Source organism: Pseudoduganella umbonata, assembly GCF_014192225.1.
Lineage (GTDB): Bacteria > Pseudomonadota > Gammaproteobacteria > Burkholderiales > Burkholderiaceae_D > Rugamonas > Rugamonas umbonata.
Window position 1 is genome coordinate 376,880 of record NZ_JACHXS010000006.1, and the last position, 22,330, is coordinate 399,209.

13 protein-coding genes are annotated in these 22,330 nt (G+C 66.5%); 8 read left to right on the forward strand and 5 right to left on the reverse strand.

Annotation, left to right across the window (positions count from 1 at the left end):
- Positions 1–8 precede the first annotated feature (8 nt).
- The 4 genes from FHS02_RS17775 (at position 9) to FHS02_RS17790 (ending at position 7,759) form a co-directional block, all read left to right on the forward strand.
- A complete protein-coding gene (locus FHS02_RS17775; protein WP_137313628.1) occupies positions 9–1,661 on the forward strand; it encodes a DUF5597 domain-containing protein in 1,653 nt (550 codons plus the stop codon).
- On the forward strand, positions 1,658–4,537 hold the full coding sequence (locus tag FHS02_RS17780; RefSeq protein WP_137313627.1) for a glycoside hydrolase family 31 protein: 2,880 nt from the start codon (positions 1,658–1,660) through the stop codon (positions 4,535–4,537). Before FHS02_RS17775 ends, FHS02_RS17780 begins: the two co-directional genes overlap by 4 nt.
- 32 nt (positions 4,538–4,569) lie before the next feature.
- Positions 4,570–6,744, forward strand: a complete 2,175-nt coding sequence (locus tag FHS02_RS17785; protein WP_229422598.1) for a beta-glucosidase family protein — start codon at positions 4,570–4,572, stop codon at positions 6,742–6,744.
- A 268-nt stretch (positions 6,745–7,012) separates the two neighbouring features.
- Complete coding sequence (locus tag FHS02_RS17790; protein ID WP_137313625.1) at positions 7,013–7,759, forward strand: ThuA domain-containing protein; 747 nt, start codon at positions 7,013–7,015, stop codon at positions 7,757–7,759.
- Positions 7,760–7,775: 16 nt separating this feature from the next.
- Here the strand turns inward: FHS02_RS17790 and FHS02_RS17795 are convergent, their stop codons facing one another.
- The 5 genes from FHS02_RS17795 to FHS02_RS17815 form a co-directional block, all read right to left on the reverse strand.
- The gene (locus tag FHS02_RS17795; protein ID WP_137313624.1) at positions 7,776–8,864 is read right to left on the reverse strand and encodes a DUF4214 domain-containing protein; all 1,089 of its coding nucleotides are present in this window, start codon (positions 8,862–8,864) and stop codon (positions 7,776–7,778) included.
- A 155-nt stretch (positions 8,865–9,019) separates the two neighbouring features.
- The gene (locus FHS02_RS17800) at positions 9,020–10,333 is read right to left on the reverse strand and encodes a hypothetical protein (protein WP_137313623.1); all 1,314 of its coding nucleotides are present in this window, start codon (positions 10,331–10,333) and stop codon (positions 9,020–9,022) included.
- A 140-nt stretch (positions 10,334–10,473) separates the two neighbouring features.
- On the reverse strand, positions 10,474–12,843 hold the full coding sequence (locus FHS02_RS17805; protein ID WP_137313622.1) for a beta-galactosidase: 2,370 nt from the start codon (positions 12,841–12,843) through the stop codon (positions 10,474–10,476).
- A gap of 10 nt (positions 12,844–12,853) precedes the next feature.
- On the reverse strand, positions 12,854–14,239 hold the full coding sequence (locus FHS02_RS17810; RefSeq protein WP_137313621.1) for an MFS transporter: 1,386 nt from the start codon (positions 14,237–14,239) through the stop codon (positions 12,854–12,856).
- Positions 14,239–15,303 carry a LacI family DNA-binding transcriptional regulator gene (locus FHS02_RS17815; protein ID WP_137313620.1) on the reverse strand — a complete coding sequence of 355 codons (1,065 nt, stop codon included), beginning with the start codon at positions 15,301–15,303 and terminating at the stop codon, positions 14,239–14,241. Before FHS02_RS17815 ends, FHS02_RS17810 begins: the two co-directional genes overlap by 1 nt.
- A 249-nt stretch (positions 15,304–15,552) precedes the next feature.
- On the opposite strand from FHS02_RS17815, the gene FHS02_RS17820 reads away from it, so the two are divergent.
- Genes FHS02_RS17820 through FHS02_RS17835 form a run of 4 tightly spaced genes read left to right on the forward strand, consistent with a single transcriptional unit; the run spans position 15,553 to position 22,326 of the window.
- Entirely contained in the window at positions 15,553–18,507 is a 2,955-nt protein-coding gene (locus FHS02_RS17820) for a TonB-dependent receptor (RefSeq protein ID WP_137313619.1), read from the forward strand.
- Positions 18,507–19,871, forward strand: coding sequence for a BNR repeat-containing protein (locus FHS02_RS17825; protein WP_137313618.1), 1,365 nt, complete (start codon positions 18,507–18,509; stop codon positions 19,869–19,871). Before FHS02_RS17820 ends, FHS02_RS17825 begins: the two co-directional genes overlap by 1 nt.
- Complete coding sequence (locus FHS02_RS17830) at positions 19,868–21,052, forward strand: glycoside hydrolase family 88/105 protein (RefSeq protein ID WP_229422597.1); 1,185 nt, start codon at positions 19,868–19,870, stop codon at positions 21,050–21,052. The genes FHS02_RS17825 and FHS02_RS17830 overlap by 4 nt, the downstream gene beginning before the upstream one ends.
- Complete coding sequence (locus tag FHS02_RS17835) at positions 21,052–22,326, forward strand: DUF2264 domain-containing protein (RefSeq protein WP_137313617.1); 1,275 nt, start codon at positions 21,052–21,054, stop codon at positions 22,324–22,326. Before FHS02_RS17830 ends, FHS02_RS17835 begins: the two co-directional genes overlap by 1 nt.
- Positions 22,327–22,330: the final 4 nt, after the last annotated feature.

Here is a 22,330-nt window from a genome sequence, read left to right on the forward strand (position 1 = left end):
GGGAGCCGATGAAAACCGCCAAGCAGATTTTCTCGAGGAGCTTGCTGGCCGGTGCGTGCATGATGGTGGTATCGGCGGCCATGGCCGCCGAGCTGCCGCGCGTCGTATCGAAGGACGGGCGCCACGCCCTGATGGTCGACGGCGCGCCGTACCTGATCCTGGGCGCGCAGGCGCACAACTCCAGCAATTATCCGAAGGCGCTGCCGCAGGTGTGGGCCGCCGTCGCCGATGCGCAGGCCAATACGCTGGAGATCCCGATCGCCTGGGAGCAGGTCGAGCCCGCCGAAGGGAAATTCGACTTCAGCTTCGTCGACACGCTGGTCAAGGAAGCGCGCGAGAAGAACGTGCGCCTGGTGCTGCTGTGGTTCGGCACCTGGAAGAACACCGCGCCGGCCTACCTGCCCGAATGGGTCAAGTTCGACAACAGGCGCTTTCCGCGCATGGTCGACGAGAAGGGCAAGAGCAGCTACAGCCATTCGCCGTTCGGCGCCGAGACGCTGAAGCTGGACAGGCGTGCCTTCGTCGAATTCATGAAGCACCTGAAAGCGATCGACGGCGACAGGCAGACCGTGATCATGGTGCAGGTGCAGAACGAGGTCGGCACGTATGGGCTGGTGCGCGATCACAGCCCGGCCGCGCAGAAGGCCTTCAACGGCCCCGTGCCGGCCGCCGTGCTGGCGAAGCAGAAGGCGCCAGTGGCCGGGAAGCGCTCCGGCACGTGGAAGGAAGTCTACGGCGACTATGCCGACCAGTACTTCCACACGTGGGCGGTGGCGAACTACATCGAGGAGATCGCGAAAGCCGGCCGCTCCGTGTACGACCTGCCGATGTTCGTCAATAACGCGCTGCGCGATCCGGTCGAACCGATGGCGCCGTGGAAGGGCAACTTCGCCAGTGGCGGCCCGACCTACGACGTGCTGGGCATCTACGAGGCGGCCGCGCCGCACATCGACGTGGCAGGTCCGGACATCTACCTGCACGAGTCCGACAAGGTGGCGAAGACGCTCGAGCAGTTCCACACGAAGGACAATCCGCTGTTCGTGCCGGAGATCGGCAACTCGGAGGATTTCGCGCGGGTGGCGTACGCCGTGTTCGGCCAGGGCGGCATCGGCTTCGCACCGTTCGGCATCGATTACTTTGCGTTCTCCAATTATCCTCTCGGCTCGAAAGCCACCGACAAGACGATGACCGAGCCGTTCGGCAAGGTGTACGGCGCGTTCCGGCCGATGATGCGCGAGTGGGCGAAATGGGGCTTCGAAGGCCGCACCCGCGGCGTGTTCGAACATGACGACCGCAAGCCGCAGGACATCGCGCTGGATGGCTGGAAAGCCACCGTCAGCTTCCGCCAGCGCCAGTTCGGCGATTCGATGGAGAAGAACGATCCGATCGAAGGCACGGAAAAGCCGAACGGCGGCCTGGCCGTCGCGCAGATCGCCGACAACGAATTCATCGTCGTCGCGCAGAATGCGCGCATCAAGTTCGACCCGGCCGGCCGGAATGCCGGAAAACCGTCGATGTACGCGCGCGTGGAAGAAGGGCAGTACGACGGTAAAGGCAAGTGGGTGATGGAACGCGTGTGGAATGGCGACCAGACCGACTACGGCCTCAATTTCGGCAGCAAGCCATTCGTGCTCAAAATAAAACTCGGGACATATCAATGATCAAATCGAATATCAAAGCAGTCAGCCTGGCATGCCTGATGGTGGCCGCGGGCGCCCCGGCATGGGCCGGCACGTTCCAGCAGACCGCGACCGGCGTGACGATCGCGCCGGACAATGGCCTGGCAAAAGAGATCCGCCTGCAGGTCATGGCCGACAACATCGTCCACGTGGTGAAAGTCGACCAGGCCGGCAAGCAGCTGACGCCGTCGCTGATGACGATCGCCAAGCCGTGCGCCTGTACGTTCGACGTGAAGAAGAGCGGCGATGCCGTGACGCTGACGACGAAGAAGCTGGTGGCCACCGTGTCGCTGAAGGATGGCCGCGTGCAGTTCGCCGACAAGGGCGGCGCCGTGTTCCTGAAGCAGGATGCCGAAGACCTGCAGCCGGTCACTATTGGTGGAAAACCCTACCTGGCCGTGAAGCAGGGCTTCAACTACGGGACCAAGGATGCGTTCTACGGCACCGGCCAGCACCAGAACAACCAGATGAACCTGAACGGCGAGGACGTCGACCTGCTCCAGCACAATATGGACATCGCGATCCCGCTGGTGGTCTCCGACAAGAACTACGGCATCCTGTGGGACAACAACGGCATCACCCGCTTCGGCGATGCGCGTCCGTACGGCCCGATCGGCCGCGACCTGAAGCTGACGGACGCCGCCGGCAAGGAAGGCGCGCTGACGGCCCGCTACTACATCGGCGGCAAGCTGGCGCTGGAGCGCCGCGAAGACAACATCAACTACCAGTACCTGAAGGATGTGGCCGAGTTCTGGCCGAAGGAACTGAAGCCGCTGAAGGAACTGAAGGACGTCAAGGTCGTCTGGGAAGGCAAGCTGGCCAGCGACAAGCCGGGCGTGCACAAGATGAAGCTGTACTCGTCCGACTACGCCACGCTGACCGTGGACGGCAAGCAGGTGATGGACGTGTGGCGCCAGGGCTGGAACCCGTGGTACCACAACTTCGAAGTGGACTTCGGCGCCAACAAACCCGTCGACTTCAAGCTGGAGTGGAAGCCGGAAGGCGGCTTGATCTACGTGGCGCACAACAACCCGCTGCCGAAGCCGGAGCGCCACTCGCTGCAGTTCTCGTCCGAGATCGCCGAGGGCCTGAACTACTACGTGATCCGCGGCACCAGCATCGACAACGTGATCGGCGGCTACCGCGTGCTGACCGGCACCCAGCCGCTGATGCCGAAGTGGGCCTACGGCTTCTGGCAGTCGCGCCAGCGCTACGAGACGCAGGACCAGCTGCTCGATACCGTCAAGACCTACCGCCAGAACGGCTGGCCGCTGGATAACATCGTGCAGGACTGGTTCTACTGGCCGGAGAACGGCTGGGGTTCGCACGACTGGGATCCGAAGCGCTTCCCGAACCCGAAGGGCATGGTCGACGAAGTCCACAAGATGAACGCGCGCATCATGCTGTCCGTCTGGGGCAAGTTCTACGAGAACACCGACAACTACCAGGAACTGAAGGCCAAGGGCCACATGTGGACCAAGAACGTCGAGGATGGCGCGCTGGACTGGGTTGGCCCGGGCTACAAGAACAGCCATTATTCGCCGTACACGCAGGAAGCCCGCGACATCTACTACCGCCAGATGAAGACCAAGCTGGTCGACCTGGGCTTCGACGCGTGGTGGCTCGACAACACCGAGCCGGACGTGCTGTCGAACACGCGCCTGGAAGACTTCAAGAAGCTGATCGGCCCGACCGTCTACGGTCCCGGCGAAATCACCTTCAACTCGTACAGCCTGCTGCAGACGCAGGCCCTGTACGACGGCCTGAAGCGCGACCAGCCCAACAAGCGCCAGTTCATCCTGTCGCGTTCCGGCTTTGCCGGCGTGCAGCGCAACTACGTCGCCACGTGGAGCGGCGACACGGTGGGCCGCTGGAACAACCTGTACGACCAGATCTCGGCCGGCGTCAGCTCGTCGATGTCCGGCGTGCCGAACTGGACGCACGATATCGGCGGCTATGCGCAGGAAACCCGCTTCCAGAGCGGCGAACTGGGTTCGGCCCAGGAAAACCGCGGCATCGGCGGCGCCGAGATCAAGCCGGAAGACCTGAAGGAATGGCGCGAGCTGAACCTGCGCTGGTGGCAGTTCGGCGCGTTCACGCCGCTGTTCCGCTCGCACGGTGAAGTGGTCAAGCGCGAGATCCAGAACATTGCGCCGGAAGGCTCGCCGATGCGCGACTCGATGGTGTGGTACCTGAAGCTGCGCTACCGCCTGATGCCGTACATCTACGCGACGGCGTCGAGCACCTATTTCAACGAAGGTTCGATCATGCGCGGGCTGGTGATGGACTTCCCGACCGACCCTGGTTCGAAGGACGTCAAGGACGAATTCCTGTTCGGCCATGCGTTCCTGGTCGCGCCGGTGTCCGAGTATGGTGCCCGCGAGCGCAAGGTATACCTGCCGAAGGGTGCGCAGTGGTACGACTACCATACCGGCGAGCGCCTGCAGGGTGGCCGCACGGTGACGGCCGCAGCGCCGGAAACGCGCATGCCGCTGTTCGTCAAGGCAGGTTCGATCGTGCCGATGGGTCCTGTGACGCAGTACGTGGACGAGAAGCCGGACGCGCCGATCACGCTGAAGGTCTACACGGGCGCCAGCGGCCAGTTCAGCTTCTATGAAGATGACGGCGTGACCGAGGACTACCAGCGCGGCAAGTACTCCCGTATCCCGCTGTCGTGGGACGAGAAGAGCGGCACGCTGACCATCGGCCAGCGCGGCGGCGACGGCTACCAGGGCATGGTGGCGAAGCGCACGTTCCGCGTGCACTTCGTGAAGCCGGGCGTTTCGAGTGCCGACACGTTCGACACGGCCGACAAGGAAGTCACGTATGAGGGCAAACCAGTGACGGTGAAACTGTAATGGCGGTGATGAAGAAAGCAATCAGGAAGGTAATGGCCGTCGCCCTTGCGGCGGCCTTTGCCGGCGCGACGCCAGGGGCCGGGGCTTTTGCCAATCCTGCGCCCGATGCCGACAAGCGCGCCCAGGACACCGTGGCGCAGATGACGCAGGCGGAGAAGCTGCTGCTGGTGTTCGGCTACTTCGGTGCCGAATTCGCCGGCGTCAAGCCGCCGAAGGACGCGATTCCGTACACGGCCGGCTACGTGCCGGGCATTCCGCGGCTGAACATCCCGCCGCAGTGGCAGACCGATGCCGGCCTGGGCGTGGCCACGCAGCCGTCGCCGGCGCCGCGCGAACGCACCGCGCTGCCGTCGGGCATGGCCACCGCGTCGAGCTGGAACACGAAGCTGGCGTACGAGGCGGGCGCGATGATCGGCCGCGAGGCGCGGCTGTCGGGCCACAATGTGATCCTGGGCGGCGCGGTGAACCTGATGCGCGATCCGCGCAACGGCCGCAACTTCGAGTACGCCGGCGAGGATCCGCTGCTGGCCGGCGTCATCACCGGCGAGCAGATCCGCGGCAACCAGTCGAACAACCTGGTCGGCACGATCAAGCACTTCGCGTTCAACGACCAGGAAACCAACCGCAACACGATCGACGTGAAGATCGACGAGCCGGCCGGTCAGATGTCCGACCTGCTGGCGCTGCGCATCGCGATCGAGCGGGGCGATCCGGGTTCCGTCATGTGTTCGTACAACCTGGTCAACGGCGTGTACGCCTGCGAAAGCGACTGGCTGCTGAACCAGGTGCTGAAGAAGGACTGGGGTTACAAGGGCTTCGTGATGTCCGACTGGGGCGCCACGCACTCGACGACGCAGGCCGCCAACGGTGGCCTTGACCAGCAGTCCGGCTGGCCGTTCGACAAGTCGATGTACTTCGGCCCCGCGCTGAAGGAAGCCGTCGACAACGGCCACGTGCCGAAAGAGCGGCTGGACGACATGGCGCGCCGCATCCTGCGCGCCATGTATGCGAACGGCCTGATGGACGCGCCGCAGCCGAAGGTGGAGCCTTCGATGATCGACTTCGCGGCGCATGCGAAGGTGACGCGGCAGGTGGCGGAAGAGGGCAGCGTGCTGCTGAAGAACGCCGGCAACGTGCTGCCGCTGGCCGCCGACGTGAAATCCATCGTCATCATCGGCGGGCATGCCGACAAGGCGGTGATCTCGGGCGGCGGCGCCGCGCAGGTGCATCCGCATGGCGGCAGCGCGGTAAAAGGCGAGGGGCCGAAGGGCTTCCCGGGGCCGATCGTCTGGCTGCCTTCGTCGCCGATGAAGGCGCTGCAGGCCCGTACCAAGGCGCGCGTGACCTATGTCGACGGCAAGGATCCCGCCGCCGCGGCGAAGGCCGCCGCTTCGGCCGATATCGCCATCGTGTTCGCCACGCAATGGGCAGCCGAGAGCCTGGACGCGCCGTCGATGGCGCTGCCGGACAACCAGGATGCGCTGATCGCGGCCGTGGCCGGCGCCAACAAGCGCACCGTCGTCGTGCTGGAGACGGGCAACCCCGTCACGATGCCGTGGCTGGACAACGTGAGCGCCGTGCTGGCCGCATGGTTCCCCGGATCGGCGGGCGGCGAGGCGATCGCCCGGCTGCTGACGGGCGAAGTCAACCCGTCCGGCCGGCTGGCCTTCACGTTCCCCGCCTCGGAAGCCCAGCTGCCGCGGCCGAAGATCGACGGCGACCCGGCCAGCCGCGATGGCCGCTTCAGCACCGACTACAACATCGAAGGCGCGGCCGTCGGCTACAAGTGGTTCGAGAAGACCGGCAAGAAGCCGCTGTTCGCGTTCGGGCACGGGCTGTCGTACACCACGTACGAGTACCGCGACCTGAAAGCGCGCAACGACGGCGGCAAGGTGGTGCTGTCGTTCACCGTCGCCAATACCGGCAAGCGCGCCGGGCAGGCGGTCGCCCAGGTGTACGCCGCTCCCGCCGCGGCTTCGGCCAAGGCCGCCGGCTGGGAAGCCCCGCGCCGCCTGGCCGGCTGGGACAAGGTGGCACTGCAGCCGGGCGAAAGCAAGGCCGTCAGCGTGACCGTCGACCCGCGCACGCTGGCCGTGTGGGACGCCAGGTCCCGCGACTGGCAGCGCGCCCCCGGCACCTACGAGTTCCACCTCGGCGGAGCCTCCGACGCTATCACCTCGCGCACCACGCTGGCCTTGCCCAAGTAAATCTTTCCTGAGACCGGGGGCGTAGCAGGGATTTCGGAAAGCATTGCTCTCCGCGTGCGCAGCGGAGATGGCCTGCAAGCCATCTCTCCTTTCAGACCCCGGTTTCAGGAAATTAGTTGCCCAGAACTGAAGTCCCGTTGCCAGAATAGGCAGCAGGCCGGTCTGGGCAATTTTTTTTGCTGCGGCAGCGTCAAAACAGCCATTATTGGCAACAATTTCCTCAAACTGGGGTCAGACCCCGGTTTCAGGAAATATCTATGGAGGAGACATGAGATTAGTTGTAGCGACAGTACTTTCCCTGGCAACCACACCCGTGCTGGCGGCGCAGTTCGATGTGCTGGTGTTTTCGCGCACGGCGGGCTGGCATCACGAGTCGATCCACGAGGGCGTGGCGGCGCTGCGTGAGCTGGGCCGGCTGCATGACTTCAATGTGTTCTGGACCGAGGATGCCAAGCGCGTCTTCAACGACAAGGAGCTGGCGAAGTACCAGGCCGTGGTCTTCCTGTCGACCACGGGCGACGTGCTGGACGACGAGCAGCAGCGCGCGTTCGAGCGCTATATCGGCGCGGGTGGCGGCTACGTGGGCGTACATGCGGCGGCGGATACGGAGCATGGTTGGCCGTGGTACCGCAAGCTCGTGGGCCACATGTTCGTCACGCATCCGGCCGTGCAATCGGCGGTGCTGAAGGTGGAGGATGGGAATTTTCCCGGCATGGAGCGCTTCGCGCCCCGCACGCTGGTGACGGAGGAGTGGTACGAATTCGGCGCCAGCCAGTCGGGCGGGCTGCGCTACCTGCTGTCCGTCGACGAATCGACCTACCGCCCGGAGACGGGCAAGGGCAAGGGGATGGGCGCCTTCCACCCGGTCAGCTGGTACCAGCAGGTCGACAGCGGCCGCGCGTTCTACACGGCGCTCGGCCACCTGCCGGCAACCTACGCCGACCCGGTGTTCCGCCACCACCTGTATGGCGGCATCTACTGGGCCGCCACGGGACGGGGCTTCCGGGCGAAATAGCGCGGCGCGCCGGGTATCAGCCGTAGACCTGGTATTCCATGCCCTGTTCCATCACGCCGACCAGCTGGTAGTAATTTTCCCGGCTTTCGCTGAAGCCGATGACGACGCCGGCCAGCGTGTCGCGGCCGGAAGCCAGCATGTCCACCCAGTAGGCCAGGCCGGCGGGCTCCGGCTCGCGGTCCAGCACGTTGCGGTACAGCGCCGTCACCACCGCCTCGTTGGTCGGATTGGCGCCGTACAGGTCGCGGAACTCGGGCGACGCGACGAAGCCCGCGGCGACCTGGCGCAGCGACACGCCGGCATCGAGCCGGTCGATATAGTAGCCCAGCCCGCCTTCGTCCGGCAGGCGCCCGAGGGCGGCGCCATACAGCCGGTAGGCCTGGCCGGCGGTGCCGTCCACGTCGAACGCCAGCGCGCCGTCGGCGAAATCGAGCCGCTCGACATTGACCAGCGTGTCCTCGCCGTCGAGGCCGACGGCATCGGTGACGAACAGCCGGTGGCCCGCATTGATGATGTCGTATTCGTCGCGCCCGCCTTCGTACCAGGCGGTATCGGTGCCGCTGCCGCCGTCGATCAGGTCGTTGCCGCCTTCGCCGATCAGCAGGTCCCAGCCGCCGTTGCCGTACAGCGCGTCGTTGGTCAGCGTGCCGGTGATCTCGTCGTCATTCGCCGTGCCCTGGCCCAGCTGCACGGGCACCGTGTCCAGCTCTTCCAGGATCGCCAGCTCGACGCCGCCGTCCGGCGCGTAGCCCTGCTGCCAGGAGGCATCGGCGTAGTACTTGCCGGTATAGGGGGCGATGAAGCTCAGGCCGTCCTGGCCGGCGGGGCCCCAGCCGTCGTCCTCGGCGATCGGATTGCCCATGTTGTCGTAGACCACCAGGTGGTAGGGATCGAACCAGCTTTCCGACGTGACCGTGTACAGCGCGCCCTCGACGGCCGTGAAGCTGAAGACGGGGAACGAGCCTTCGCCCGGCACGGTGCTGGCGTACACCGCCTCGTTGTCGTAGCCGTCGTCGCCCAGGCGCGGGCCGAACAGCAGGTGCCGGGCATCGTTCATTTCCGCCACGTGAAGCAGCGGAAGGTAGGGAATCGCATCGTAGGCCATGTCCAAACTCCTTGTCGGTATACCGACAGCATAATCCGGCCGGGCCGCCGTGCGGCGGCCGGATTACACTTTGTTGCAATGCCCGTGGAGCCGGCAATATGGCGATGGCTCCAGGCCGTCCGGCAGCGCGGATGCGACGCGCCGCCGGGGCCGGATCACGCCATGTCGTGGAGCGCGAAGCCGTGCTCGTGATGGCCGGCCAGCTGCACGTCGATGCCGCCGGCGCCATGCAGGTCCTGCGCCTCGGCGCGGGCCAGTGCGGCGCCCTTCGGGTGGCCGGCATGCGGCGCGTGCGTGCCGGCGCCGTCATCGTGGTGCCCGTGCCCGTGCCCGTGCCCGTGGTGGCCGGCCACCTGCACATCGATGTCGCCGTCGCCATGGACCGCCGAGGCGTTTGCAAGGGCGGCCGCCACGTCCTTCGACTGGACCGATCGCAACGCGACGGTGCCGGCCTCGGACACCGCTGCGGCCAGGCCAGCCGTCGTGGCGGACGGCTGGGTCAGCGTGACGGCGCCGGTGGCCAGCGTGACCGTCGCGTCCGTGAAGCGCAGCAGTTCGATGTTCGCCAGCGTATCGCTGCCTTCGGCGCCGGTCACGTTCCACGACGCGGTGCCGGTGCGGGTGACCGTGTAGGCGCTGCGGGCGCCGTTGTAGAACGCCGTGTCGGTACCGGCGCCGCCATTCAGCGCGTCGTTGCCGCCGGCGCCTTCCAGGATGTCGTTGGCGGCGCCGCCCGCCAGCGAATTGGCGGTGCTCGTGCCCGCGAGCCAGCGCGCGCCGGTGGCCGAATTGACACCGAGATTGCCGGCCAGGCCGTCGCCGCCGTACAGCCACTTCAGCGCGGCGATGTCGTACTGGCTGAACGTCGAGTGGATGCCGCCGGTATGCGTGTACGACAACAGCGTGTGCGACGTGTTGTCGGTGGTGGACGGCAGCCTGATCGAGCCCTCGAACGGATGCTTCAGTCCCAGCATGTGGCCCAGCTCGTGCAGCAGCGTCTCGTGGCCCTGCGTGCCCGGCGCCAGGTTGGCGTTCATGCCGGCCCATTCGGCGTTGTCGAGGTAGACATAGGAGGCGGCGGTGAATTTGGTCACCACGCCGCTGCTGTTGTACGAATAGCCGATGCGGTTGCTGTCCAGGCCCGTGGTGCCGGAGCCGGCCAGGTTGGCGTTCGCGAAATGCACCTGCGCCAGGCCGGCATCGGCCGTTTCCACGAACTTGATGCCGGTGAGCTTCGAGACGTACGTCATGGCGCCGCGCGTGGCGGCCGCCTGCGACGCCGTGAAGGCCTGCGGGGCGCTCAGCAGCGAGGAATTGCCCGGTTCCAGGTTGCTGGCGACGGAAAACGAGTAGTACAGCGTATTGGTGCCGGGCGTGACGTAGTTCCAGTTCGGCATATTGCCGAGCAATGCGTCGATATGGTTGTAGCCGGAGAGGGTGGTGCTGGTAGCTTGTGCAACGGTTGCCATGGATTCCGAAAGGCCTTAAAACATGTGGAAGGCCTCCAGTATTTCCCGCGGGCACGGTCGGGTCAACCGTGCCAGCGGTGAGTGTGCACTCATGAGCAGAGTGTCTACTTGACGTTCAGTCAAGCGCCCATGTCTCTTCGTTACGCCTCTTCGGTGACGAGCTTGTCGCCGACATAGACACGGTAGCGGCGGATGCGGCCCGTCACCCCGTCCGGCCCCTGGCGCGGCGTGTAGCGCAGGCCCGCCACCTCGAACGGCGCGCCCAGGTCGAGCACCAGCCGGTGCGGCGGCTGTGCCACCGACTTGCTGTAGGCCGAATGCCAGAAGTCGGTGTTCTGGCCGTTGATCGCGTTGAGCGCCGTGCCGTCTTCCTTCGACGCTTCCTCGCTGCTGGCATAGGCGATCGTCCACAGCGTCTGGTTCAGCGTCTTGCCGTCCCTGCCCAGCAGTGCCAGTTCGGCAATCGCGGCAAACGGCTTGCCGTCGAAAGCGTCCAGCGCCTCGATGCACAGCTGGCGGCCGCGGGCCGGCTGGGCGAACGGCACGTCCTGCGTGACGCCGCCCGGCTGGAAGCGGCCTTCGTGCACCGGTTTCACACCCTGCAACGCCAGGCGCGCCGTGCTGGGCGGACGCGCCAGGTCGCGCTCGGGGCGCAGCCGGTCGAGCACCGGCTTCGCCACGCCGGCGATGCGGTTGTCCTGCGGGCCCGTCAGGTCGAGCACGACGACCTCGTTGCGCCCCGCCTTGATCCAGGGGCCGGGCAGGTACATCGTCTGCGTCGGGCCGATGCTCCAGTAGCGGCCCAGGCAGCGGCCGTTGATCCACACGATGCCCTGGCCCCAGGTGGTCATGTCGAGGAAGGTGTCGGCGGCGGTGGCGGCATCGAAACTGCCGCGCCAGAACGCCGGGCCTTTCGTCTTGCCGGCTTTCCAGTCCAGCGGCGGCAGCACGCCGTCGGCGTCGAAATCGATCGCGCGGATTTCCCAGTTTTCCAGCGCAACCACCGGTTGCCCTTTCGCGCGCAGCGTCACCGGGCCATGCAGGCCCTTGCGGTCGTGGATCTCGACGCCGAAGTTGACGCGCGCGATCGTGTACAGCAGGATTTCCAGCGTGGTGCTCTTGCTGCGGGCCGGCAGGTTGACGCGGAAGCGCCGGTAGCGCGTGTCCAGCGTGCCCACTTCCTTGCCGTCGATGTAGACCCACGCCAGGTCGCGCACCTTGGCCGCTTCCAGCGTGGCCGCCGGGCCGGCCGGCAGCGTGACGCGATACACGATCACGCCGCGGCTGATGTCGTACTGCTCGATCGGCTTCGGCGTGACATCGCGAATGACGCGCGCCGGCAGGTTGGCGAACACCGGCGCAGTCTCGGCCAGCGTGAACGCGGGGATCGTCGTCACCGGCATGTGCGCGGGCGGCGACGGCAGCGTCTCGCCCGGTGCCAGGTGCTTGCCAATGCCGGCCCGGTAGGCGTCGAATTTTTCGCCGACCCAGCCGGCCTCGCTGATCGGCGCATCGTAGTCGTAGCTGGTGGTGTCGGGCCGGAACGGCCGGTCGCAGCCGCCCCACAGCCCGAACGACGTGCCGCCGTGCGCCATGTACAGGCTGAACGAGCCGTTCGCTGCCAGCATCGCCTCGATGTCGGCCACCGCCTTGGCCGCGCTGCCGGTGCGGTGCGGCGCGCCCCACGTATCGAACCAGCCGGAGTAGTACTCGCCGCACATCAGCGGGCCTTTCTGCACCTTGGCCAGTTCGGCGAAGCCGCGCTGCGGATCGCTGCCGAAGTTGGCCACCGAGAACAGCTCGGGAATGTGCGTCTTGGCCACCGCGTTGGTCGGGTTGCACTGGAACAGCGGCACGTCGAAACCGCCGTCCAGCAGTGCCTTGCGCATGACCCGCATGTATTCCAGGTCTTCGCCGAAGAAGCCGTATTCGTTCTCGACCTGCACCATCAGGATCGGGCCTCCCTGCGTGACCTGCTGCGGGCCGAGCACGCGGCCCACCTCGCGCATCCAGCGGCGCACGGGCTGGACGAAGCTGTCGTCGCGGGTGCGCAGGAAGGCGTCCGGCTTGCCGGCTCCGTCACTCTTCAAGAGCCACCACGGCAAGCCGCCCATTTCCCATTCCGCACAGGCGTAGGGACCGGGGCGCAGGATGACCCACAGGCCCTCGGCCTGCGCCAGCCGGCAGAATTCAGCGGCGTCGCGCTGGCCGCTCCAGTCGTAGCGGCCCTCGCGCCACTCGTGGTAGTTCCAGAACAGGTAGGCGCACACGGCGTTCAGGCCCATCGCCTTGATCGCCTTCAATCGGTGGATCCAGTATTCGCGCGGCACGCGGGCGAAGTGCACTTCGCCGCAGCGGATCTGCACGGGCTTGCCGTCCAGCAGGAAGTCGTTGTCGCCGACGGCGAACCGGTGCGCCGGCGCGGCGCTGCCGATCGATGGGAGCAGGGTGCTGCCGACGGCAGCGGCGGTGCCGAGCAGTACGCGCCGGCGGGATGGCTGGTTGGTCATGTGTTTCTGGCTAGGTTGAAGGAACAGCTTGGGGAAGGGCGCGCAGGCGCGCCAGGCAAAGCAGGCACAGCGCCGAGAACACGGCGCCGCAGCCCAGCGTGAGACGGTAATCGTGGCCGGACAGGTCCAGCAGCGGCCCCTGCAGGATACCCACCAGGATGCTGGCCGAAACGACCGCGAAGTCCTTGGTGGCATTAAACTGCACGAAGCGCTCGCGCGGGAACAGCGCCATCGGCATCGACGCGGCGGCGGTCCACCAGGCGCCGGAAACGATCACGTGGCACAGGTATACGGCCTGGAAGCTGGCGGCATCGTCGACCAGCAGCGTGCCCAGCGCGGCCACCACGCAATACACGGCGATGACGATGGCCGAGATGCGCATCGCGCCGCAGCGGTCGACCAGCCAGCCGATGGCGAACGCCGAACCGATCGAGACGGCGTAGCCGATCGCCGTCAGCATGCCCAGCGTGGCCTTCGGCACCGCGCTGGCGTGGGCGAAGAACTGGTAGAACGTGTTGAACGGATTGAACGTGATCGCGGCGCAGACGAACATCGCGATCGCCCACAGGATGGGCCGGGTCATGAACTGCCTGGGCAGGCCGCGCCCGGCGGTGGCGGAGACGGCCGGTGCGGCCGGTGCCGGCGGTTCGCGCACACCCACGCACATCGCCACGATGCAGCCGCCGAACACCGCGCCGGTGCAGGCCAGGATCTCGGCCAGGTAATGGTCGGTGAGCGCGAATACCCAGGTGTGGAAGGCGATCCCGGCCCCCAGCCCGACGATGCGGAACAGCGCATAGAAGCGGCCCAGCCAGCCGAACGGCACCACGTCGTTGACCAGCCCCGTGAACAGGGACAGCGCGCACAGCGCGGCACAGTCGAACACGGTCCAGAACAGGCCGAACGCCGCCAGCCGGCAGATACGCGCGCCGGGCGACCAGTCGCCCAGCAAGTCATGGGCCGCCGCGCCCAGCGCGGGTGAGCAGGCCAGGCCGATCAGCGCGATGCAGCCGGCCGGTGCCGCCACCAGCAGGAACGGCCGGCGGCGCCCCAGGCGCCCCTGGTACCGGTCGGAGTGCCAGCCGACGACGGGCACGACGAACATCGACAGCAGCGCCGGCACGGTGGACAGCAGCAGCGACGTGGCCGTGTCCGAGGCGCCGGCCACGCGCAGCAGTTCCAGCGCGGACGGCAGCGCCGCACGGTCGCGCATCGCGATGCCCAGGTCGCCCAGCAGCAGCCAGCCCAGCATGCCGGCCAGGCCCGCAGCGGCCGCTGCGCTGCTTATCGTTCCTGCGCCGGCGCCGCCGCCTGTCTTACCCGTGCCGGCACCGCCGACCGCACCCGCTTCCTCGACGGAATCGCGGGGCAGGCCAGTGCCGGCGGCCTGGGCCATCAGACGTTTCCGTCGGCCGGTTCGGCGGAATCGGCCGCCTGGCCTGCGCCGGCAGTGGCGGCCGGCCCGGTCGACTGCCGGATCACCAGTTCCATCGCGAACGGCACCCGTTCCGGCGGCACGGTACCGCCCTGGGCCATGGTCACCACGTCGCCCACCGCGCGCGCCGCCAGCTCGGCCAGCGGCTGGCGCATCGTCGTCAGCGGCGGAAACACGTGGCTGGACAGCGGAATGTCGTCGAAGCCGATCACGGAGATGTCGCCCGGCACCTTCATGCCGCGGCTGTGGATCGCGTCGATCGCACCATAGGCCATTTCGTCGTTGGCGGCAAAGATCGCCGTCGGCGGGCGGTTCAGGGCCAGCAGCTGCTGCGCGGCGGCGTGGCCGGCGGCCTGGTTGAACGCGCCGCCCACGATCAGCGACGCATCGGCGCGGATGCCGGCCGCGCGCAGCGCATCCTTGTAGCCTTTTTCGCGCTCGGCGCTTTGCCCGGTGGCCGAGGTGCCGGCCAGGAATGCAATGCGGCGGTGGCCCAGCGCCAGCAGGTGTTCGACCGCCATCCGGGCACCGTTGCGGTTCTCCAGCGCCATCACGGGAAGGTTGACCGGCCGCGCGTCATAGTGCACCAGCACGCACGGCATGCGATGCTGTTCCAGCACATCCAGGTAGCCGTCCGCGCCGTTCGGCATCACCAGCAGCAGGCCGTCGCACAGCTTGCTCAACATGTCGACGGTGCCGGCGCGCGCCGGGCTGTCGAAGCGCTCGGCATTGAACAGCAGGATGTCGTAGCCGCGCGCCCGGGCTTCGGTGCTGATCGCACGCGTGACTTCGTGCAGCACCAGCGAACCGTAGTTGTTGACGAATACGCCGATCAGGTTGCTCTTGTCGCCGCGCATGCGGCGCGCCAGCATGTCCGGCGTGTAATTCAGTTGCGCGGCCGCTTCCATGATGCGCGCGCGTGCCGATTCGGACACGTAGCCGACGCCGCGGATCGCCCGCGACGCGGTGATCGGCGACACGCCGGCGATTTTTGCCACTTCACTGAGCTTGCTGGTCTTGCGCATGGGGCTGGACGGTGGCCACGTGTTGTTCTGGAGGCACCGACTGTACCAGAGCGGACATGGTTCAGGCGGGAATGTGGTCACGTTACCACATCGCCGGAATTTGCCGTCAAGACTTTATTCAATGAACTCAACGACTTAGGGAACCGTCGTCAAACCGCTCAATTTGTTGAGCGATTTTCTGAAAACGCCTTGTGGTAACGTGACCATAACTCGTGGCATCGAGATAACCATATTAGATCGGAGACGGAGATGAACAAGAAGCTTCTCGCCACCCTGTTGCCGCTGGCGCTTGCCGCGGCCTACGGCACCCATGCCAGTGCACAGGAAACGGCAACCGCCGCGGATGCGGCCGCACCGCAGGCCACCGCCGCAGACGCGGCCGCACCGCAGGCCAGCGCGCAGCCGGAGGCCGGCGCCTCGGGGCAATCGACTACCGGCACCACCGGCGCGGGCCCCGCCGCGAACCAGGAGGCGGTCAGCACCGTCGTCGTCACGGGCTTCCGTTCCAGCCTGCAGAAGGCGCTGAACCTGAAGCAGCAGGCCATCGGCGTGCGCGACTCGATCGTGGCCGAGGACATCGGCAAGTTCCCCGAGGCGAACGTGGCCGAGTCGCTGCAGCGCGTGCCGGGCGTGATCCTGAACCGCGACGAAAGCTCCGGCGAAGGCCAGCGCATCTCGATCCGCGGCCTGCCCACCGAATACTCCGTCACCACGCTGAACGGCGCGCCGGTGAACACCACGTCGACCAGTACCATCGGCAGCGCCGCGCGCGGCTTCAACTACGACGTGTTCGCGTCCGAACTGTTCGGCCGCATCGACTTCTACAAGTCGCCGCTGGCCGAGCTGACCGAGGGTGGCCTGGGCGGCATCGTCGACCTGCAGACGCCGCGCCCGTTCGACAATCCGAAGCGCCAGGTACGCTACGGCATCACGGCGGGCTACAACACGATGTCCGAACGCTTCAACCCGGCCGGCTTCGCGCTGTATTCGAACACCTGGGGCAACTGGGGCTTCCTGGTCGGCGGCTCGCATTCGGGCAGCAAGAACAACCGCTCCGGCTTCGAAGCCACCGGCGGCTACAACAGCTCGGCCAACGGCAGCCGCACTCCGCTGCGCGGCAACTTCGCCGTGGCGCTCGACTACGATTCGCCGCTGGCCAACCTGGGCGGCTACACGCGCGACCAGATCGACAACGCGCTACTGCCGCGCATCTACCGCTTCTACGGTTCGCAGAACGACCGCACCCGCGATGGCCTGGTCTCGTCGCTGCAGTACAAGAACGGTGGCCTGAACGTCAGTTTCGACACGCTGTACTCGAAGCTGAAGAACGAGCGCGACGAGATGTACTTCGGCATCCTGGTGCGCAACAGCCGCACCACCAACCGCAATGCGCCGGCCGGCCAGAACGGCAACAACGGCTTCATTCCGCTCGATGTCAGCATCGATCCGGCATCGAACCTGCTGGAGGGTACCTTCGGCAACACCTCGTACAGCAGCGGCGTCACCTACGCCAACGACGAAACGGAATTCGGCTACGGTGCGCTGAACCTGACCTGGAAGGCCAGCGACAAGCTGACGTTTACCGCCCAGGCCAGCGCCAACAACAGCAGCGCGCTGTCGTACCAGAGCACGCTGTCCGGCCAGATCTTCGGCATCACGTCGACCATCGACTATGGCGACGACCACGTGTACCCGTCGCTGTCGTCGCCGACCAGCTACACTGACCCGAACAACTTCCAGGGCTTCCAGATCGGTACCGGCTGGACCAAGGAATTCGACAAGGGCCGCCAGGCCCGCGCGGCGGCGGAGTACTCGTACGAGCTGCCGGGCGGCTGGACCGGCAAGATGAAGAGCGGCTTCTCGTTCGTGGAAACCACCAAGGGCATCGACAAGCGCAATGGCACTTCGCTGGCCACGGCGCGGCTGAACCAGCTGGGCAATGCCGGCCTGCGCGCCGGCATGACGTCGAACCTGCCGATTTCGAACCTGGACATGGGTGGCGGCTGGCCGGGCGCCTGGGGCACGTTCGACCGCGGCTACACGTATTCCACGTTCAATCCGCTGGAATACAACCCGAACTCCGCGTTCACGCCGGCGCAAAGCTTCACCGCGCAGGAAAAGGTCAGTTCCGCGTTCGTGCAGTCGGACTTCCGTGGCGAGGTATTCGGCCGCGAACTGCGCTTCAATGCCGGCGTGCGCTATTCCGAAACCAAGACCTACATCGACAACTTCAAGCAGGCCGGCGCGAACAACGCCTATGTGCCGAACGAGGAAGAAGGCAAGTACAGCAATGTGATGCCGGCCATCAGCGCCGCCTTCGACGTGACCGATACCCTGATGTGGCGTGCTTCGTGGGGCAAGACCATTTCCCGCGCATCGCTGGGCATCATCGCCGCACAGACCGTCATCCCGAACCAGTTCGACAACACGGCCACCGCCGGCAACCCGAACCTGAAGCCGCAGCAGTCGAAGAACTTCGATACGAGCCTGGAGTGGTACTTCAAGCCGGGCAGCCTGCTGTCGGCCGGCTACTTCCGCAAGGTGCTGACGGATGCCACGGTATCGACCACGCAGAACGTAACCTTCGGTTCGCTGGGCCTGCCGGAAACGGCGCTGGGCCCGATCTTCCAGGATGCCAACGGCCGCATCGATCCGAACCTGCCGATGACGCTGCGCACGTACTCGAACGCGGGCAAGCAGGTGCTGAAGGGCTACGAGCTGGCTTACCAGCAGGCCTTCGACTTCCTGCCCGATCCGTTCAAGGGCTTCGGCGCGCTGGCCAGCTTCACCCACATCGATCCGTTCAACAGCCAGCGCTGGATCACCAACGCGGGCCGCGAGATCGAAGTCAACTCGGTGCCGAAGTTCGCCTACAGCACCACCGGCTACTATGAGCGGGGCCCGCTGGCGGTGCGCCTGTCGTGGAACTACAAGGGCCGCTCGCTGCACGGCGACAACCCGCGCAACAACGGCGACGACCTGATCCGCTGGCGCGCCGCCCGCGGCTACCTGGACGGCAATATCAGCTACAAGATCAGCGACAAGCTGGAACTGCGGCTCGATGCGCTGAACCTGTCCAACACGCTGACCTACGACTACTTCGAGGATGCCAACGGCGTGTACGGCAGCGGCAAGAAGACCCGGATGGACTACGCCAAGTACGACGGCCGCACGATCAAGATCGGCATCCGCGGTTCGCTGTAATGCGGGCACCGATCCGAGGTGCCGCGGCAGCGCGGCTGGCCGCGGCGTGGCCGGCTGCCGCGCTGCTGGCGGCATTGCTGGCCGGCTGTGCCAGCGGCGGCCAGCCGGCTGCCGGCGCCGATGTGAAGCTCGTCGACGTGGCGCCGGGCTGGGCCGACAACTCCGTCAACGCCGTCGTGTTCCGGCGCCATGCGCTGGTCAGCGACCGCGAGTGGCAGTTCATCGCCTTCTACGATGCCGAAGGGCGCGTGGTGCTGGGCCGGCGCAAGCCCGATGCCGCGCGCTGGGAACTGGCGCCCACGCAATACAAGGGCAACGTGCGCGATGCCCACAACAGCATCAGCATCGGCCTGGATGCCAGTGGCGTCCTGCACGTGGCGTTCGATCACCACAACGGCCCGCTGCGCTACGCCCGCGGCACCGCGCCGCATGCGTTGACGCTGGGCGCGGAAGAGGCGATGACGGGGCGCGACGAGCGCTCCGTGACCTATCCCGAGTTCCACCCGCTGGCCGGCGGCGGCATGCTGTTCCTGTACCGGGACGGCGGATCGGGGCGCGGCAACCTGGTCGTGAACCGCTACGATCCGGCGGCGCAGCGGTGGGCGCGGCTGCACGATAACCTGATCTCCGGCGAGGGCAAGCGCAACGCTTACTGGCAGGCCGCCGTCGGCGGACAAGGTACGGTGCACGTGTCGTGGACCTGGCGCGAGTCGCCGGATGTCGCCAGCAACCACGACATCGCCTATGCGCGCTCGCGCGACGGCGGCGCGACGTGGGAGGACAGCGGCGGGCGCAGGCTGGCGCTGCCGGTCACCGAGGCGACCGCCGAGGTGGCGGCGCGTGTGCCGCAGAAGAGTGAGCTGATCAACCAGACCGCGATGACCGCGGACGGTGCCGGCCGGCCCTATATCGCCACGTACTGGCGCAAGGCCGGCGAAACGGTGCCGCAGTACCGCATCGTCCACCTGGGGGATGGCGGCTGGCGCACGCTGGATCTACCCTTCCGGCGCACGCCGTTCTCGCTGTCGGGCATGGGCACGAAGGCGATTCCCGTGTCGCGGCCGCAGCTCGTCGTCGATACGGCGGGCGCCAATGCGCTGCTGCTGTTCAGGGACGAGGAACGGGGCAACCGGGTGTCGGCCGCGCTGGTCGATATCGCGCGCGGCAGCTGGACGGTGCGCGATCTCGCCGATGCGGCGGTCGGCGCGTGGGAGCCGAACCTGGACCCGGAGCGCTGGCGGCGCAGCGGGGAACTGAACCTGTTCGTGCAGGACGTGCGGCAGGCGGATGGCGAAGGACTGGCACGGGGAGCGCCGTCGATGGTGCGCGTGCTGGAGTTCAAACCGAAGGAGTGGAATCGATGAAGCAACAGGTGAACAGGCAATACGCGGCGAAGGGCATGCTGCTGGTCGCGGCCTTCGTGCTGGCCGGCTGCGCGGCGCAGAAAGCCGCCAATGAGACGGCCGGACCGCAGGCCAGGGCCGACGTGGTGGCCGCGATGGACAAGGTGAACGGCTACTGGCAGAAGACCACGCCGTCGAAGGAGTGGCCGTTCTGGAACGTGGCGGCCTACCACACGGGCAACCTGGAAGCGTACAAGATCACGAAGAATGCGGCCTACCTGCGCTACACGCAGGACTGGGCGGAGCACAACAAGTGGATGGGCGCGAAGTCCACCGATAAATCGACGTGGAAGTACACCTACGGCGAAACGGACGACCACGTGCTGTTCGGCGACTGGCAGACCTGCTTCCAGGTCTACGCCGACCTGTACAAGCTGCAGCCCGACCCGGTGCGGATCGCCCGCGCCCGCGAGGTGATGGAATACCAGATGAGCACCCCGAACGACGATTACTGGTGGTGGTCCGATGGCCTGTACATGGGCATGCCGGTGATGTCGCGCCTGTATTCGATCACAGGCAACAAGCAGTACCTGGCCAAGATGCACGAGTACTTCTCGCACTCGCGCAAGATCATGTACGACGAGGACGCCAAGCTGTTCTTCCGCGATGCGCGCTATGTCTATCCGAAGCACAAGAGCGTGAATGGCGTGAAGGACTTCTGGTCGCGCGGCGTGGGCTGGGTGTTCGCGGCGCTGCCGCGCGTGCTGGACGACCTGCCGAAGGACGATCCGCACCGCGCCGAATACGAGCAGATGTTCCGCGACATGGCGGCATCGCTGAAGAAGGCGCAGCAGGCCGACGGCTACTGGACGCGCAGCCTGCTCGATCCGACCCACGCGCCGGGGCCGGAAACCAGCGGCACCGCGTTCTTCACGTATGGCTTCCTGTGGGGCATCAACAACGGCCTGCTGGACAAGGCCGACTACCTGCCGACCGCGCAGAAGGGCTGGAAATTCCTGACCACGACGGCGGTGCAGGACGACGGCCGGCTGGGCTATGTGCAGCCGATCGGCGACCGGGCAATCCCCGGCCAGGTGGTGGACAAGAACTCGACCGCGCACTTCGGCGTGGGGGCCTTCCTGCTGGCCGGGGCGGAGATGGTACGGCTGATCGATGGGGCAACTGAGAAAGGAGCCAACTGATGGAACGTCGTAACTTCATGCGCGGCCTGGCGGCGGCACCCGGGGCTGCGCTGCTGGCCGGCGGTGGCGATGCGCTGGCTGCCGGCCAGCCTGGATCGGTGTCGCCGTCACCGGCCGATGCGCGTGCCTTCCAGCTCGGCCTGATGCAGCGGATGGCCGAGCCGGTGCTGGCCAACATGGCCAAAGGACAGCTGAAAAAAACCTTCCAGCTCGAGGTCAGCCCCACGTGGGATGGCCGCGACAAGGGCGTCACGTACCTCGAATGCTTCGGCCGGCTGATCGCCGGCGTGGCACCGTGGCTGGAACTGCCGGATGACGGCACGCCGGAAGGCAAGTCGCGCAAGCGCCTGCGCGAACTCGCGGTGCAGAGCTACGTGCATTCGGTCGATCCGAAAAGCCCCGATTACCTGCTGTGGAAGGGGCCGGGGCAGACGCTGGTCGATTCGGCGTATTTCACGAACGCGCTGATGCGCGCGCCGAAGGCGCTGTGGGAGCCGCTGGATGCGACGACGAAGCGGCGCATCGTCGCCGAGATCAAGAGCCTGCGCCGCATCGAGCCGCCGTACATCAACTGGCTGCTGTTCGCCGCGATGAACGAGGCCTTCCTGCTGTCGATCGGCGAGGAGCACGATCCGATGCGGATGAACGTGGCGATCCGCAAGATCAACGAGTGGTACATCGGCGACGGCTGGATCAAGGATGGCGAGGCGTTCCACTTCGACTACTACAGCTCGTACGTGATGTATCCGATGCTGGTGGAAATCCTGGAAGTGCTGGCGAAGCACAAGGGACCGTTCTGGAACGGCAAGCCGGACGAGCTGCTGGCGCAGGCCTACCAGCGCATGCAGCGCTACGGCGAGCACCTGGAGCGCTTCATCTCGCCGCAGGGCACCTGGCCGCCGGTCGGCCGCTCGCTGACCTACCGCACCGCCGTGTTCCAGCCGCTGGCGCTGCTGGCATGGCGCAAGAAGCTGCCCAAGTCGCTGCCCGAAGGCCAGGTATGCGCCGCGCTCGACGCCGCCCACCGCGCCATCTGGACCACGCCATCGAACTTCACCAGCGACGGCTACCTGACGATCGGCTTCATGGGGCACCAGCCGGAACTGGGCGACTGGTACTCGAACAACGGCAGCATGTACATCGCCACCGCCGGCTTCCTGTCGCTCGGGCTGCCCGCCACGGACAGCTACTGGACCGCCCCGGCGCAGGACTGGACGCAGAAGAGGGCATATTCGGGCGCGAAATTCGCGAAGGATTATCCGGTCAACTACTAAAAAT

Excerpts from the sequence above, each read along its gene's own strand:
- FHS02_RS17785 (WP_229422598.1), top strand. The coding sequence starts at position 4,570 with ATGGCCGTCGCCCTTGCGGCGGCCTTTGCCGGCGCGACGCCAGGGGCC.
- FHS02_RS17820 (WP_137313619.1), top strand. The coding sequence starts at position 15,553 with ATGAACAAGAAGCTTCTCGCCACCCTGTTGCCGCTGGCGCTTGCCGCG.
- FHS02_RS17790 (WP_137313625.1), top strand. The coding sequence starts at position 7,013 with ATGAGATTAGTTGTAGCGACAGTACTTTCCCTGGCAACCACACCCGTG.
- FHS02_RS17815 (WP_137313620.1), bottom strand. The coding sequence starts at position 15,303 with ATGCGCAAGACCAGCAAGCTCAGTGAAGTGGCAAAAATCGCCGGCGTG.
- FHS02_RS17835 (WP_137313617.1), top strand. The coding sequence starts at position 21,052 with ATGGAACGTCGTAACTTCATGCGCGGCCTGGCGGCGGCACCCGGGGCT.
- FHS02_RS17775 (WP_137313628.1), top strand. The coding sequence starts at position 9 with ATGAAAACCGCCAAGCAGATTTTCTCGAGGAGCTTGCTGGCCGGTGCG.
- FHS02_RS17805 (WP_137313622.1), bottom strand. The coding sequence starts at position 12,843 with ATGACCAACCAGCCATCCCGCCGGCGCGTACTGCTCGGCACCGCCGCT.
- FHS02_RS17800 (WP_137313623.1), bottom strand. The coding sequence starts at position 10,333 with ATGGCAACCGTTGCACAAGCTACCAGCACCACCCTCTCCGGCTACAAC.
- FHS02_RS17810 (WP_137313621.1), bottom strand. The coding sequence starts at position 14,239 with ATGGCCCAGGCCGCCGGCACTGGCCTGCCCCGCGATTCCGTCGAGGAA.
- FHS02_RS17830 (WP_229422597.1), top strand. The coding sequence starts at position 19,868 with ATGAAGCAACAGGTGAACAGGCAATACGCGGCGAAGGGCATGCTGCTG.
- FHS02_RS17780 (WP_137313627.1), top strand. The coding sequence starts at position 1,658 with ATGATCAAATCGAATATCAAAGCAGTCAGCCTGGCATGCCTGATGGTG.
- FHS02_RS17825 (WP_137313618.1), top strand. The coding sequence starts at position 18,507 with ATGCGGGCACCGATCCGAGGTGCCGCGGCAGCGCGGCTGGCCGCGGCG.
- FHS02_RS17795 (WP_137313624.1), bottom strand. The coding sequence starts at position 8,864 with ATGGCCTACGATGCGATTCCCTACCTTCCGCTGCTTCACGTGGCGGAA.